Origin of the sequence: Paracoccus sp. NBH48 (genome assembly GCF_015390265.1) — a bacterium.
Classification (GTDB): domain Bacteria; phylum Pseudomonadota; class Alphaproteobacteria; order Rhodobacterales; family Rhodobacteraceae; genus Paracoccus; species Paracoccus marcusii.
Genome location: NZ_VUOJ01000004.1, coordinates 39,063 through 52,500, shown reverse-complemented (window position 1 = coordinate 52,500; position 13,438 = coordinate 39,063). Strand labels below are relative to the sequence as shown.

Annotated in this window: 11 protein-coding genes, 1 tRNA gene and 2 rRNA genes (1 of these 14 running past the window's edge); 9 read left to right on the top strand and 5 right to left on the bottom strand. The window is 60.5% G+C overall.

Annotation, left to right across the window (positions count from 1 at the left end; genetic code table 11):
* The 3 genes from F1642_RS07135 to F1642_RS07125 all read left to right on the top strand — a co-directional run.
* A 23S ribosomal RNA gene (locus F1642_RS07135) occupies positions 1-1,786 on the top strand; it begins 1,047 nt to the left of the window's first position.
* 96 nt (positions 1,787-1,882) lie between these two features.
* Positions 1,883-1,997, top strand: a 5S ribosomal RNA gene (gene rrf / locus F1642_RS07130).
* Between the two features lie 61 nt (positions 1,998-2,058).
* A tRNA-Met gene (locus F1642_RS07125) sits at positions 2,059-2,135 on the top strand.
* A gap of 227 nt (positions 2,136-2,362) precedes the next feature.
* Here the strand turns inward: F1642_RS07125 and F1642_RS07120 are convergent.
* Positions 2,363-2,839 carry an Lrp/AsnC family transcriptional regulator gene (locus F1642_RS07120; protein ID WP_046001189.1) on the bottom strand — a complete coding sequence of 159 codons (477 nt, stop codon included), beginning with the start codon at positions 2,837-2,839 and terminating at the stop codon, positions 2,363-2,365.
* A gap of 143 nt (positions 2,840-2,982) precedes the next feature.
* On the opposite strand from F1642_RS07120, the gene F1642_RS07115 reads away from it, so the two are divergent.
* Positions 2,983-4,020 carry a zinc-dependent alcohol dehydrogenase family protein gene (locus F1642_RS07115; RefSeq protein ID WP_194885883.1) on the top strand — a complete coding sequence of 346 codons (1,038 nt, stop codon included), beginning with the start codon at positions 2,983-2,985 and terminating at the stop codon, positions 4,018-4,020.
* Positions 4,021-4,818: 798 nt separating this feature from the next.
* Here F1642_RS07115 and F1642_RS07110 read toward each other — a convergent pair.
* Entirely contained in the window at positions 4,819-5,508 is a 690-nt protein-coding gene (locus tag F1642_RS07110) for an AIM24 family protein (protein WP_194885882.1), read from the bottom strand.
* 9 nt (positions 5,509-5,517) lie between these two features.
* The gene (locus F1642_RS07105) at positions 5,518-6,312 is read right to left on the bottom strand and encodes a DUF4239 domain-containing protein (RefSeq protein WP_194885881.1); all 795 of its coding nucleotides are present in this window, start codon (positions 6,310-6,312) and stop codon (positions 5,518-5,520) included.
* A gap of 127 nt (positions 6,313-6,439) precedes the next feature.
* On the opposite strand from F1642_RS07105, the gene F1642_RS07100 reads away from it, so the two are divergent.
* From F1642_RS07100 to F1642_RS07080, 5 genes are all read left to right on the top strand, one after another.
* Entirely contained in the window at positions 6,440-7,381 is a 942-nt protein-coding gene (locus tag F1642_RS07100; RefSeq protein WP_194885880.1) for a TAXI family TRAP transporter solute-binding subunit, read from the top strand.
* 982 nt (positions 7,382-8,363) lie between these two features.
* Entirely contained in the window at positions 8,364-8,987 is a 624-nt protein-coding gene (locus F1642_RS07095; protein ID WP_194885879.1) for a hypothetical protein, read from the top strand.
* Positions 8,980-9,381, top strand: a complete 402-nt coding sequence (locus tag F1642_RS07090; protein ID WP_046001191.1) for a phage holin family protein — start codon at positions 8,980-8,982, stop codon at positions 9,379-9,381. Before F1642_RS07095 ends, F1642_RS07090 begins: the two co-directional genes overlap by 8 nt.
* Positions 9,371-10,390, top strand: coding sequence for a DUF3618 domain-containing protein (locus F1642_RS07085; protein WP_194885878.1), 1,020 nt, complete (start codon positions 9,371-9,373; stop codon positions 10,388-10,390). The genes F1642_RS07090 and F1642_RS07085 overlap by 11 nt, the downstream gene beginning before the upstream one ends.
* A 335-nt stretch (positions 10,391-10,725) precedes the next feature.
* Entirely contained in the window at positions 10,726-11,088 is a 363-nt protein-coding gene (locus tag F1642_RS07080; protein WP_194885877.1) for a DUF202 domain-containing protein, read from the top strand.
* A gap of 273 nt (positions 11,089-11,361) precedes the next feature.
* Here F1642_RS07080 and F1642_RS07075 read toward each other — a convergent pair whose 3' ends face one another.
* Positions 11,362-12,513, bottom strand: coding sequence for an MBL fold metallo-hydrolase (locus tag F1642_RS07075; protein ID WP_206692701.1), 1,152 nt, complete (start codon positions 12,511-12,513; stop codon positions 11,362-11,364).
* A gap of 10 nt (positions 12,514-12,523) precedes the next feature.
* Positions 12,524-13,432 carry a patatin-like phospholipase family protein gene (locus F1642_RS07070; RefSeq protein WP_194885876.1) on the bottom strand — a complete coding sequence of 303 codons (909 nt, stop codon included), beginning with the start codon at positions 13,430-13,432 and terminating at the stop codon, positions 12,524-12,526.
* Between the last annotated feature and the right edge of the window lie 6 nt (positions 13,433-13,438).

Sequence of the window (13,438 nt, the reverse complement as noted above, 5' to 3'; positions counted from 1 at the left end):
GAAAGCATGTGAGACTTCCAAAACAACCAGGAGGTTGGCTTAGAAGCAGCCATCCTTTAAAGATAGCGTAACAGCTCACTGGTCTAATCAAGAGGTCTTGCGGCGAAGATGTAACGGGGCTCAAGCCACGAGCCGAAGCTTTGGATGCACTTTAGAGTGCGTGGTAGCGGAGCGTTCTGTGATATAGAACGCTGCCTCTTTTGCCCAGCAATGGGTAACGGAGGCAATGTTCTGACTGTGAAGCCGGGCCGTGAGGCAACCGGTGGAGTGATCAGAAGTGAGAATGTTGACATGAGTAGCGACAAACAGGGTGAGAGACCCTGTCGCCGAAAGTCCAAGGGTTCCTGCTTAAAGCTAATCTGAGCAGGGTAAGCCGGCCCCTAAGGCGAGGCCGAAAGGCGTAGTCGATGGGAACCAGGTTAATATTCCTGGGCCAGGAGATGGTGACGGATCCCGAGGGTAGTTCGATCTTAACGGATTGATCGGGCTGCTTAGGGGTCCCTGGAAATAGCCCTCCACAAGACCGTACCCTAAACCGACACAGGTGGACTGGTAGAGAATACCAAGGCGCTTGAGAGAACCACATTTAAGGAACTCGGCAAAATACCTCCGTAAGTTCGCGAGAAGGAGGCCCGGTTTTTGCGCAAGCAGAGGCCGGGGGCACAAACCAGGGGGTGGCGACTGTTTACTAAAAACACAGGGCTCTGCGAAGTCGTAAGACGACGTATAGGGTCTGACGCCTGCCCGGTGCCGGAAGGTTAAAAGGAGAGGTGCAAGCCTTGAATTGAAGCCCCGGTAAACGGCGGCCGTAACTATAACGGTCCTAAGGTAGCGAAATTCCTTGTCGGGTAAGTTCCGACCTGCACGAATGGCGTAACGACTTCCCCGCTGTCTCAAATGTGGACTCAGCGAAATTGAATTGTCTGTGAAGATGCAGACTTCCCGCGGTTAGACGGAAAGACCCCATGCACCTTTACTACAACTTCGCACTGGCATCAGGATTGCGATGTGCAGGATAGGCGGTAGGCTTTGAAGCGGGGACGCTAGTCCTCGTGGAGCCATCCTTGAGATACCGCCCTTCGCACTCTTGATGTCTAACCGCGGCCCGTTATCCGGGTCCGGGACCCTGCGTGGTGGGTAGTTTGACTGGGGCGGTCGCCTCCCAAACAGTAACGGAGGCGCGCGAAGGTTGGCTCAGACCGGTCGGAAATCGGTCGTTGAGTGCAATGGCAGAAGCCAGCCTGACTGCAAGACTGACAAGTCGAGCAGAGACGAAAGTCGGCCATAGTGATCCGGTGGTCCCGAGTGGAAGGGCCATCGCTCAACGGATAAAAGGTACGCTGGGGATAACAGGCTGATGATGCCCAAGAGTCCATATCGACGGCATCGTTTGGCACCTCGATGTCGGCTCATCTCATCCTGGGGCTGGAGCAGGTCCCAAGGGTACGGCTGTTCGCCGTTTAAAGAGGTACGTGAGCTGGGTTTAGAACGTCGTGAGACAGTTCGGTCCCTATCTGCCGTGGGTGTTGGAGACTTGAGAGGAGCTGCCCCTAGTACGAGAGGACCGGGGTGGACGTTCCACTGGTGGACCAGTTGTCGTGCCAACGGCAGTGCTGGGTAGCTATGAACGGACAGGATAAACGCTGAAGGCATCTAAGCGTGAAGCCCCCCTCAAAACAAGGTCTCCCTTGAGAGCCGTGGAAGACCACCACGTCGATAGGCCGGAGATGTAAGTGCAGCAATGCATTCAGTTGACCGGTACTAATGGCTCGATAGGCTTGATTTGATCCGGAAGAAGCAGGATTATCCTCCTTCCTCCAAAGCATCCTTGGACAATATCAGACCCCTCAAAAGGGTCCGACGCTGAGCGTTTCTTTCCTGGTCTGGTGGCCCTAGCGCGAGCAAAACACCCGATCCCATCCCGAACTCGGCCGTTAAGTGCCGCTGCGCCGATGGTACTGCGTCTTAAGACGTGGGAGAGTAGGTCACCGCCAGACCTGGTAAGAAACGCAATATCTCTCTGATACGATAATACAAACCCGATCAGGACAACCTTGGCGCGGGGTAGAGCAGCCCGGTAGCTCGTCAGGCTCATAACCTGAAGGTCACAGGTTCAAATCCTGTCCCCGCAACCACCGTCAAAGACTCACCACCAGCCCCGGCCAAACGCCGGGGCTTTCGCATGTCCGGGCGACTGATGCCGGCCTGGCCTTCCGCAAGGCCAAGAATCGCCGCAAGCTTACCTAAAAGTGGAAAACCGTGGGTCATAATTTCCTTTGCGGTAATGTAGCGTCTGCCCGACTTGAAGGAGCATTCGGGGCTATACGCCTTGGTGCTCGACGCATCACGCTTGGAGAAGGCGTCAGCTGTCGCTTCGCATGATTGGTAGCCGGCTTGAGGATTTCATCTCTCGCAACGACAGGTTCGACCGGATGCTGGTGACGCCGGGAAGCCGTCGAAGCGTGGTCTCGACGAAGGTGCTGTAGTCATCCAGATCTCGCGCGACGGCGATGAGCAGAAAATCGTCGGCGCCGGTCGTGTTGTGGCAGGACAGGATATTGGGCGAGGTTTCGATGATGCGCTGAAACGTAGCGGTCGCTGTCGCATCGTGTTCGGAACAGCGCAGTTGGACGAATGCCATCACGCCCAGTCCGATCTTCCGGCGGTTCAACCGGGCCTGATAGCCCTCGATGATGCCGCTTTCCTCCAGCCGCTTCAGACGCCGCCAGCATGGCGTTTCGCTCATCGACAGCGTCTCGGCCAGTTTGGCATTTGTCATGCGGCCGTCGTCTTGAAGCAACGTAAGCATTTGCATACTGACGGCGTCAATCTTGGTCATGGAGCAGAGTATCCGTGGGTTGGCACATCAAAAGGGCAGAGTCTGCCTCAATGATGGCAAATGATAAGAAGATTGGCAAAGCGCTTTCCCGCCATGTGGCTAGGATGACAGCCGATGGTTCACCACCTGAAGGAGCTGACCCCATGAAAGCCGTGATGTTTGAGACGTTCGGGGAAATGCCCACGCTCGTCACCCTTCCGGACCCGACCCCAGCCGCGCATGGCGTCGTTCTCAAGGTGGAGGCGACGGGCGTCTGCCGCAGCGATTGGCACGGCTGGAAGGGGCATGATCCCGACATCAAGCTTCCGCATGTTCCGGGCCACGAATTGGCAGGGGTGGTGGTGGCCGTCGGCAAGGACGTCACCAAGTGGGCAGTGGGGGACAAGGTCACCGTCCCGTTCATCTGCAGCTGTGGCAGCTGCTCGGAGTGCCATGCCGGACATCAGCAGGTCTGCCTGCACCAGGAGCAGCCGGGCTTCACCCATTGGGGTTCGTTTGCTGAATATATTGCCATCCACAGAGCCGACCTGAACCTGGTTGCCCTGCCGGACGGCATGGATTTCGCCACCGCTGCCAGCTTGGGTTGCCGGTTCGCCACGTCCTTTCGTGCTGTCGTCGATCAGGGGCGGGTCAGTGCGCGGCAATGGGTGGCCGTTCACGGATGTGGCGGGGTGGGTCTGTCCGCGGTGATGATCGCCGCAGCGGCCGGGGCCAACGTCATCGGCGTGGACCTTGATCCGGCAAAGCTGGATCTGGCCCGTGCGCTTGGTGCGGCTTTCGTGATCGACGGCAGGCAGGAGAATGTCCCCGAAGCGATCCGGGAGATCACTCGGGGTGGCGCGAACGTGTCGATCGATGCGCTTGGGCATACGGTGACGATGACCAATTCCATTCTCTGTCTGCGGCCGCGCGGCAAGCATATCCAAGTGGGCCTGATGCTGGGCGATCACGCGGCACCGGCCGTGCCCATGCCCAGGATCGTCGGTCAAGAGATCGAGATCCTGGGCTCGCATGGGATGCAGGCTCATCGCTACGGCGCGATGCTGGACATGGTGGCCAGTGGCAAGCTTGATCCCGCGCGGCTGGTGGGGGACCGGATCAGCCTTGCCGAAGCCCCCGCGGCCTTGGTGAACATGGACAGGTTTCAGTCCGTCGGCGCCACGATCATCACCCGGTTCTAGGGACATCAGAGAGAAAGGGATCATGGTATTTGGATCCCCATCTCCCTGCTCTCAAGGTCCGGTCAGGTCGTGAATAGAAGGTCTGGTGCGCGTGGTCTTGGCAGCGAGGTGGGTATCGTCTTATTACGGGAAACCGCCGGCTGCAGGTTCGCCACAGGAATAAGCGTTTAGTGTATGACTGCCATCACTACGGCACAAACAATAGTCGCGCGCCATTTTTTGTCCGGTCAATAGCGGGCAAATGAGGTCAGCCGTTCTTTATGGCATTGAAAGGCCCGGTTTCGTACGGCAGGCCTGCTCCGCTCTGATTTGATCAAACGGCGTCAGGGATTGGCTGGTTTAGCCCATCACGATCGTTGCAAGCCTGGCCACCGTGGTCGCGACACACCTCCGGAAACGACGGGGGCGGCTCAGTGGGTGCAATGAGATGAGATCAGGATTTAAGCCCCCAGCGCTCCACGATGAACGGGTGGGCGGCACATCATGGAACCAGGGAAACGAAATCAGGTAGAAGACATTCAGATATGCGCCACGCATGATCATCAATCTTTTGATCGACTAATCGACCCAGTCGATGACCTTCATCATGGTGGATTTCGTTTGAACAGCCGACTGCCGAAGGCCAGCGACGCCACAAAGCGATACTGGTCGCGGTTATTGCGGGGAAAAGCCGCTTAAGAATGTGCAAATCACGGAAATGACCGTGAAAGGGTTACGTATCGTTTGGTCACCGTGCATGCGGGACTGCGGCAGACTGCAGGGCACTGCATCTCGACCGATGCGCATGACGTGGGCGCATTAACGCATCATTCCAACAATGCTCCATCGATGCTTTCCCCGGTCATTCTGCGATACAGATGTTCGTTCCAGTAAGGCGTCCAGCAAACCAGAACCTTTCCGGTGCCGCTGAAAAACACGCAGGCGTTTCTGCCCGGAGATCAGGTTGCGCGGAAATGACGCCGGATTTCGTGATGAAAACCGCAGGCCCTCGGTCCTGCCAAGCACAAGTCGACCCTGAACACGCAAGTCGCTCTCCTGAACCTCGATCGTCTCGACAGGGCCGGGGGCGTTGATCGCGACCTGGCCCGCATTGTGCAGCGTCGTCTTCCAGACCAGGCCGCCATCACCCGCCCACAGGCTGGGCCAGAAGCGTTCACGGCGCATGCCCAGGGAAACACCGCCTTCGGATGCCCAATAGACGCCGGGCTCCAGAACCCATGTCTCGCCGTCCTGAACCGTCAGAAGGTGATATCCAGACAAGGACGGCTGCAGCACGATCGACCCGCTGCCCTTGTAATAAGGCCTGATCCGGGCTTCGCTGGTGAACATCGACCGAAAGACATCCGCCAGTGCCGGCAGCCGCGGTGTCAGGGCGATGTCGCCGCGCATGGTCGACAGGGCCCCGCGGCGGGCGCGGATGGTCTCTTGGTCGATCTCGATGCGAACCTGCCGCATTCCCTCGACCTCCCGGATGGAAAACTGCGCCATGTCGCCTCCTCAGGGCTCGTCCCAGATCATGACCCTTTGCCACAGGCGCTCCAGCGGGTCGGGCTGGATCGCCGCCTCGCCGCGCAGCGGATCGTCAAGGGCGACGATGACGAACAGGATGACGCCCAGAAAGAACGCCGTGATGGTGCCCAGCACGAACTGACGCACAGGGCGCATCCGCAGCAGGACGATCAGCAGGATATTGATCGCCGCGCCCACCAGGACGGCATACCACAGGACATTGGGAATTTCCGTGTAGACACCGTTCAGGCGCAGCTGCCGGGCGCGGGTGAACTCCTGGAACGCCGACAGCATCTGCGCATGCAGGATTTCCTGCCCGGCCGAGGTCGGCTCGAACCCCGACAGCTTCTGGCGCATCGCATTCACGCGATTGCCACCGCCATCCAGATAGGAGCCCTGCGCATGGGCGGGCCAGTCCTTGTACAGAGTGAACAGGACATAGTCGCGCATCATCGCCTTGGTCTCGGATCGCACGGGTTCCGGGTAACCGTTGATGTCGGAATACAGCGCGCCCAGCACCGTCGCCTCGTTCAGCACCGCCTCGTTCACGCGCTCGTTGTTCTGATAGGCCGATACGGTCAGCAGGCCCAGCAGCAGCCCATAGAACAGGTTGAAGCCGGCCGTGCCGTGGGTGATCGCCTCGTTCAGGTCGGGGCCGGAACCGATTAGCAGGCGCAGGATCGGCTTGAGGACGAGCATCCCGACAAAGATCGACAGGACGGCGGCAAGCGAGAAATAGAGGGCAAGGTCGCGCAGCGGAATGTCGTACAGGAAATCCGGCATCGCTTCCCTCGCATAGTCCCCCTTTCCATAGTGACTGCGACTTCGCGTTTCTGCGAGAAGATTTTACGCGCTTGCCGATGAATCGCCGTCATGCGCTAATGGCGACAGCAAGGTGCGGAGGTCGTCGATGTTCCGTTGGATGGCAGTGGCCTTTCTGTCCGTGTCGACAGCGGCGCAGGCACAGGATCCACGGCTGTACACCATCGGCTCCGGGGACGTTAACGGAAGCTATTACGCCGCCGCCACCGCCCTGTGTCAGGAGACAAACCGGGCTGAGGCAGCACTGCGCTGCAGCCCCGAAGCCACCCCCGGTTCGATCTACAACATGGAGGCACTGCGGAACCGCCAGCTTGATTTCGCCATCGTGCAGTCCGACGTGCAGAACATGGCCCTGACCGGCGAAGGCCCGTTCTTGGGTAAACCGGCCTTCTCTGACCTTCGCAGCGTCATGTCGCTCTATCCGGAAACGCTGACGGTCCTGTCGCGCCCCGACGCCCATATCCTCAGCCTGGGGGGGCTTGTCGGCAAGCGGGTCGATATCGGTCTGCCCGCATCGGGCAGGCAGGCGACGGCCATGCGCCTGCTGACGGCCCTGGGTCTGGATCGGACGGATTTCAGGGCGCTGCTTGAACTCTCCACCGGCACCGGGCTGGATGAATTATGCGCCGGCAGGATCGACGCGACCGTGCTGATCCTGGGTCATCCCAGTTCGGTCGTCGATCGTGCCATCAACGAGTGCGATGCGCGGCTGGTCAACATTTCCGGACCCGAAGTGCGCGCGTTCATCGAGGCGAACGACGATTATGTCTACTCGTCCATTCCGCGCAGCGTCTATGGAAAAAAGGGCAGGATCCTGTCGATCGGAGTCTTGGCGACGCTGGTGACACGCACGGACATGCCGGATGACATCGTTGCCGCAATCATCAAGAATACCATCGCAAACCTTCCCTCGATCGGGGTCTCAGCGGCCGTGCTGGAGAAGCTGTCCGTTCGCGACATGCAGGAGTCGGGCTTGGCCGCCCCCTTGCATCCGGCGGCCGCAGCAATGTTTGCGGAAATAGGCAAATAGCGTTTATCGCCTCTCAACGTATAAATAATTGATTTAATCAAGGGTTGCCGCGACTTCTTGTCCCTTTGAAATTTTCTATTGTTCTGCCTTGCTTATGAAGGCGCGAATTTCAGATTCACGGCCTTGGTTCCAAGGCCATGTTTCACGGAGGCAGTTGCTATTGCGGTTGCACTTCCAGTGTTAATTGTAGACGCTATGCTGACCGCTTTGCTGTATGATTTTCCAAGCGATTATCGGTACAAATAGCGTAGATTCTGTCGGCTATGTCATATCGGAGAAGACTAAGAGCAAATTCAACGGTGGCGTTGGCTCTGGATCAAAGGATTGGTGCCTCTCCCGCGGCCTGTTATGGCTGTGAAGTTTGCCGATGCTCGCAAGGGCGTCGTAAGCTAGGAGAGGTTTCCGATGACGTTTAAAGGTGATGCCGCCTGTTCTCTATGAGGGCAAAACATTAGGACTACTGCTGACGAAGTCGCGGGGTGCAACGGTTGGTCAGCGTTCTGCGATCATAATAAATGCTGATGAAAACATGGCGTACTATATGCGCGGCAGTCGAAATCTGTGCACTGCCATATCTGATACGGATATGATCACGTGTGCTGCGGGGTGTTTCGATATCACTGAATGGACGGCCTGCCTCTTTTTTGCAATCTTCGGTTGATTTGTATAGAGGTCTATCCCTCCTTAATAGATAATCCGAGTCATTATTCCCACGGTCAAGAGACCGAAACCATATAATCGTAGAACGGTCCGTTTCGACATGGCGCTTTCAGCGAAATAAAAAATCAGCCTAATAACTTAAAAAATTCAAGACAATGTAGTAAAAAGATAATTTCCCTATTTTGGCATTGTTGCCGCGTGAAAAATCTTCAAGTTGATTAACGTTACTGGAACATCATCTCCGTCGCTTGGTTGGGGCCCCGATAAACCTGTCGGCGGGTCGCTGTGATGCTCGTCTTCAGCCAGACAAGGGAGATCTCAGATGACCATCAACGATCCGAACCTCAGGGAGACTGATACGTCCGAACAGGGCAGCATCAGGGCCGAGGCCTCCGAACAAGCGTCGCGGTTGGCCGAAACGGTCAAGGACGAGGTCGCGCGCCGCGAGCAAAACCTGCGTTCCGGCGTTGCGCACCGTGCCGAGAGCGTGGCCGAAGGTCTGCGCAAGGCCAGATCCGAGATCGATCCGGATTCGACTGTCGCACAGATGTTCGACCGTGCCGCCGACAGCGTCAGCGGACTGGCGGAGAGCCTGAATTCGACGGACCCCGGACAGATGCTGGGTGATGTGCGTCGCTTTGCGCGTCGCCAGCCGGGCGCCTTTCTGGGTCTGTCGGCGTTGGCAGGCTTTGCCGCGGTCCGCTTTCTGCGGGCAGGGTCCGCCAGTTCGTCGGACATGACCAGGTCCGGTAGGTATGGCATGACCGGCACGACCCGGCCGACCAGCTCCGGTGATCGCGCAGCGGTCGCCCAAACGGGTGCTGCAAGCCCAGATCATCACACGGGCATGGGGGCCAAGCCTGTGTCTGGCACCGGCACCGGCGCAGCGTCATCCGGCAACCCTGGCCTCTCGGGCAGCCGCACGATCGGAGGTTCGTATGACTGATCCTGTCCGCTCCCAGAACCCTGCCACGCTTGCCACCGATGCACTGCGGCTGTCGGGGGATCTTGTCCGCAAGGAAATCGCCCTTGCCAAGGCAGAGATGCGCCGGAATCTCAGCCATGCCGGTGCCGGGCTGGGGATGATCGTGGCTGCCGCCGTCATCGGCATCGTCACGCTGAACGTGCTGACGGCGGCCTTGGTGGCCGCCTTGGCGGAAACCGATCTTGGCCCGATCTGGAGCGCGGTCATCGTCGGGGTTGTGCTTGCGATCCTGGCCTATGGCCTTTTGCGCAAGGGCATGGCCGACCTGAAACCCGAGAACCTGATGCCGACGCGCACGGTCGAGAACGTCCAGCGCGACGCGAACACGGTCAAGGAGTCCTATCATGACGCATGATGCAGACAACCCGGATCATATCGAACGCGAGATCGAGAAGGACCGTGACGCGCTGCGCCGCACGCTGAACGACCTGCAGGACGAACTGTCCCTGGACGGCCTGTCGCGCCGCCTGACAGGCTCCGTTCGTCGGAACGGCGCGGAATGGGCGGAATCGGCCAGCGCAGCCGCCCGTGCCAACCCTGTTGCCTTGGGCCTGACCGGTATCGGGCTGGCATGGATGATCTTCGGTCGCGGGCATGACCCGGTCCATGGCCTTGGCCAATCTTCCGGACGGCGCGACGACCAGACGGCATCGACGCGGGCTTACGGCACCCCGCCCCCGCGCGGCGTGGCATCGACCACGGATTGGAGTTCGGACCGTCGCCCGATGACGACCGGATCGTCATTCGACCAAAGCACCGGATCCGACAAGGAGCATAGCATGATGGACAGAACCAGAGAGACCGCCGGCCACCTGCGGGACCGCGTCAGTGACGGCTCGACGGCATTGCGCAATCGCGCGCGCCATTTTCGCGACCGTCTTGGAGAGGGCACCGAGGGGATGAGCGAAGAGGCCCGTCGCCGGATCGAGACGGCACGCCGCAAGGCACTGGATGCCAGCGACGCGGCCAGCCGCCAGATGGCGCGGGCGAACAGGCAGGTCGCCCGCAGCCATGACAACGAGCCCTTGCTGTTCGGTGCGCTGGCACTGATCGGCGGCGCGGCCTTGGGTGCCCTGTTGCCCGGCACGCGACAGGAGGGCGAGCTGATGGGCGACTATCGTGATCAGCTGTTCGACGAGGCGGAGGCGATCTATGCGGAGGAGAAGAGCCGCATTGGAAACGCCGTATCAGCGGGCTTGGACGAGGCGAAATCAGCCGCCTCCAGCGTCGTGGCCGCCGCACAGGACGAGTTGACGGACGCGGAAGAAGGCAAGGCATCCTCCGGATCCGGCCATTCCCAATCCTCCACGGCCCCCCGGACAGCCAGCTCTCCGACAGGTATGCCGGGGTCGGCAAAAGTCTAAGCGTCTAAAGCATCTTTGGCAGCCTCGCATCAGCGGGGCTGTCGTTTTCGCGAAGCTCTGTTCCGACCCGAGCTTGTCGTGATCGTCGGCGTTGTCTTTGCCGAAGAAGAAGTGCGGCACCGGATACCAGGTTGCAGTGTTCCAAAGGCGCCATCTGGCGGACGTGATGGCGACACGTGCTTTCAAGACACGCTCTCTTCTGAGCAGGGCAGGCGCTGGCCAGTCAGCCCACTGCAAAGGCATCGCCCAGAAGGACGGGAAGGCCATGGCTCCCTCCTCAAGTGCAAACGGCCTCAACGGCTCTTCGACAGCATCGAAAACGACAGCAGCATATCATGGCAAGCAAGGACCAGCCCGCCGAAGACCGCACGGATCTTGCCGAAGATCGCACCATTCTGGCGGTGGAACGCACGTTCTCTGGCTGGATCAGGACTGGTTTGGCGACTGCTGCGGTCGCGATCGGGATGCAGGTTGTCTTCGGCCCGTTTCAGCCCACCTGGGTTCCGAAAGCCGTGGCGACGGTGTTTCTTCTCGCGGCACAGATGATGCTTCTGTTCGCTTGGTGGGCCAACCGCACATCCCGGCGCAGACTGTCCGTGCATGCGGCTCGGGCCCAACCCGCAATCCGGATCGCATTCCTCATTCTGCTGCTGTCGATCGGCATTTGGGGATCGGGTGCCGTGCTGTGGTTGCTGTGACGGAGGGCGGCTTGAGCTACAGGGGTACCCTGCTTGGGCAACAGCGAATTTCGGGGGCTTTCACTTAAGCTTCGGTCGCGCTGGCATTGGGAGGGATCTTCGGACATGTGATCCCTACCGGTCAAGGGTGCGACACGGACGTGCCGTCGTCGTGCCGCCAAGAGTACCGCTCCGCGTCGACATCTGTTGTGGATCAAAAACTCGCGCCTGCCCGTACATTCGGCCAGAATCCAATCAGCGATCATTGCTATCAACAAACGGCACTCCACCATCTTACGATGGTTGGCGAAGATAGCGGCTGTCGTTCGGCAGTGCACGCTGACGGAATGTCGTCGCCAGCGCATGCAGCCGTTCTGACAGCGCATCTCCCTGCAGTGCCGGGCCATGACCTGTCACCATGATCCGGGGCTCCAGGTCCGCCAGCCGCCGGACCGACAGATCGGCCGCCGCCCAATCTGGTGTGAAATAGGCAGGGGGGCCCTGCAGGTGGGCCTGCGGCATCAGGGCACCCCGGAGAGACTCCTGGCGCGTGGTGATGACGGCATCGCCCGCCAGCAAGGCCCGCGTGCCGGCGTTCCAGAACGAGACATGACCCGGCGTGTGGCCGGGCGTATGGATCCACCGCCAATCCTCCAGACCCGGAATGCGGCCATCCTCCGGCAGGGCCCGAAGATGGTGCGACACGTCGATCGGATGCCGGGAGAACAGCCAGGACAGTTCCACCATCATACCGCCGCCGACCTCGGGGGCTGCAGGGGAATAGGCTTGGCGGCCGGTCAGAAAGGGATGCTCGGCCGGGTGGGCATAGATGGGCGCGTCCCATGTCTCTGCCAGATGATGCAAGGCGCCCACATGATCGAAATGCCCATGCGTCAGCAGGATCGCGGCGGGGCGGGATGCGCCATAGCGCCGTCGTGCCGCCTGCAGGATGGCCGCGGCCGAACCCGGCACGCCCGCATCGACCAGATACCAGTCCCGGTCGCCGGCACCGGCAGCACCGATGAACGCGACATTGACGATGCCGCAGCGCAAACAGGCCAGATCGTCGCCAAGATCAATCGTCCAAGCCTCCGCAGGGACGGCAATGCCGGTCGGTCCGGGGGGCGAGGACGCCGCCGCCACCGCCAGCGAGAACGCCCCATAGCCGCGCAGCATCGTGCGCACCGTCTGGTCGTCCACGTCGCGTGCCAAGGCAAGGCAGGCCGCACCCTGCGCGGCATCCAATAACCGGTGCTGGTCCATGCGGATCGGCCGCCCGGGCGAGCGACCGCGATAGGATGTCGCTAGCGAATACGCGGCCACCCCCAATCCGATGGCGGTCAACGGCGCCCGAAGGCCGGCGTTTCGTTTCATGGCCGCTGGCCCCAGGACCAGCAGGGCCGCGGACACGGCATCAAGCGCGGCGTGCAGTCGGGGTGGGATCATGATGGGCCTCTCATGTCGGGGGTTCAGCGATGATGCTCTCAAGCGCCTGGGCCATCAGCGTATGTCCCAGCTTGGATCGGCGGCGCAGCGACGCCTGGCTGTAATCGAAGGACTTTCCGGAAAAGTCGTCCTCGGGGTCCGACAGGATGACATGATGAAAGCGACGTCCGGTCAGGTCGCACGCCGCGATCGCGCGGCGCGACTGGCACCCGAAGGCAAGCTCCTGTGCCCGGTCGGCGATGCCGTCCATCGTCTGGCGCAGCGGCCCCGCTGCGCTGTACAGATCGCAGGCCAGGATCAGGGCGTCGTCATCTCGATCCAGCAGCGTGCGCAGGGGCAGGTTCTCGGCCAGGCCCGCATCCATGAAATGCCGCCCGTTCAGGGTGACAGGGGGGAACAGGACCGGCAACGCGCTGCTGGCCATAAGATGATCCACCGTCAGCGGTTCCACCGTATTGCGGAACGCCGCCACGGTGCCGGTTTCGGCATCCGTCGCGGTCACGGTGACCTCGATGCCGCCCGCGTTCAGCAGATCGAAATCCACGTATTCCTCGATCAGCCGACGGGTCGCCCTGCGATGGAAGACTGCCCTGTCGGGCGGCACGCCGGGGAGGATCTCGGCCAACCCGGGGACCGATGGGCTGAACAGCGCAGGGTTTCCGAACAGCAGCGTGCCCGTGACCAACCGGCGGCGCCCGCTTCCGGACAAGGCAGACTGAGCGATGTCGTTGAGAAAGCGGTCCAGGCTTTCGACCCGCCGGTCTGGCGGATTGCCCGCGATGACCGCCGCGACGATCGCCCCGATCGAGGCGCCCGAGATGCGTGTGACGTTCAGCGCTGCGTCCTGAATGGCCTTCCATGCGCCCGCATGAAAGGCCCCCAATGCGTTTCCGCCGGACAGGCACAACCAGGTCTGCATTCCGTC

Excerpts from the sequence above, each read along its gene's own strand:
- F1642_RS07095 (WP_194885879.1), top strand. The coding sequence starts at position 8,364 with ATGACCATCAACGATCCGAACCTCAGGGAGACTGATACGTCCGAACAG.
- F1642_RS07105 (WP_194885881.1), bottom strand. The coding sequence starts at position 6,312 with ATGCCGGATTTCCTGTACGACATTCCGCTGCGCGACCTTGCCCTCTAT.
- F1642_RS07070 (WP_194885876.1), bottom strand. The coding sequence starts at position 13,432 with ATGCAGACCTGGTTGTGCCTGTCCGGCGGAAACGCATTGGGGGCCTTT.
- F1642_RS07110 (WP_194885882.1), bottom strand. The coding sequence starts at position 5,508 with ATGGCGCAGTTTTCCATCCGGGAGGTCGAGGGAATGCGGCAGGTTCGC.
- F1642_RS07080 (WP_194885877.1), top strand. The coding sequence starts at position 10,726 with ATGGCAAGCAAGGACCAGCCCGCCGAAGACCGCACGGATCTTGCCGAA.
- F1642_RS07120 (WP_046001189.1), bottom strand. The coding sequence starts at position 2,839 with ATGACCAAGATTGACGCCGTCAGTATGCAAATGCTTACGTTGCTTCAA.
- F1642_RS07115 (WP_194885883.1), top strand. The coding sequence starts at position 2,983 with ATGAAAGCCGTGATGTTTGAGACGTTCGGGGAAATGCCCACGCTCGTC.
- F1642_RS07090 (WP_046001191.1), top strand. The coding sequence starts at position 8,980 with ATGACTGATCCTGTCCGCTCCCAGAACCCTGCCACGCTTGCCACCGAT.
- F1642_RS07100 (WP_194885880.1), top strand. The coding sequence starts at position 6,440 with ATGTTCCGTTGGATGGCAGTGGCCTTTCTGTCCGTGTCGACAGCGGCG.
- F1642_RS07075 (WP_206692701.1), bottom strand. The coding sequence starts at position 12,513 with ATGATCCCACCCCGACTGCACGCCGCGCTTGATGCCGTGTCCGCGGCC.
- F1642_RS07085 (WP_194885878.1), top strand. The coding sequence starts at position 9,371 with ATGACGCATGATGCAGACAACCCGGATCATATCGAACGCGAGATCGAG.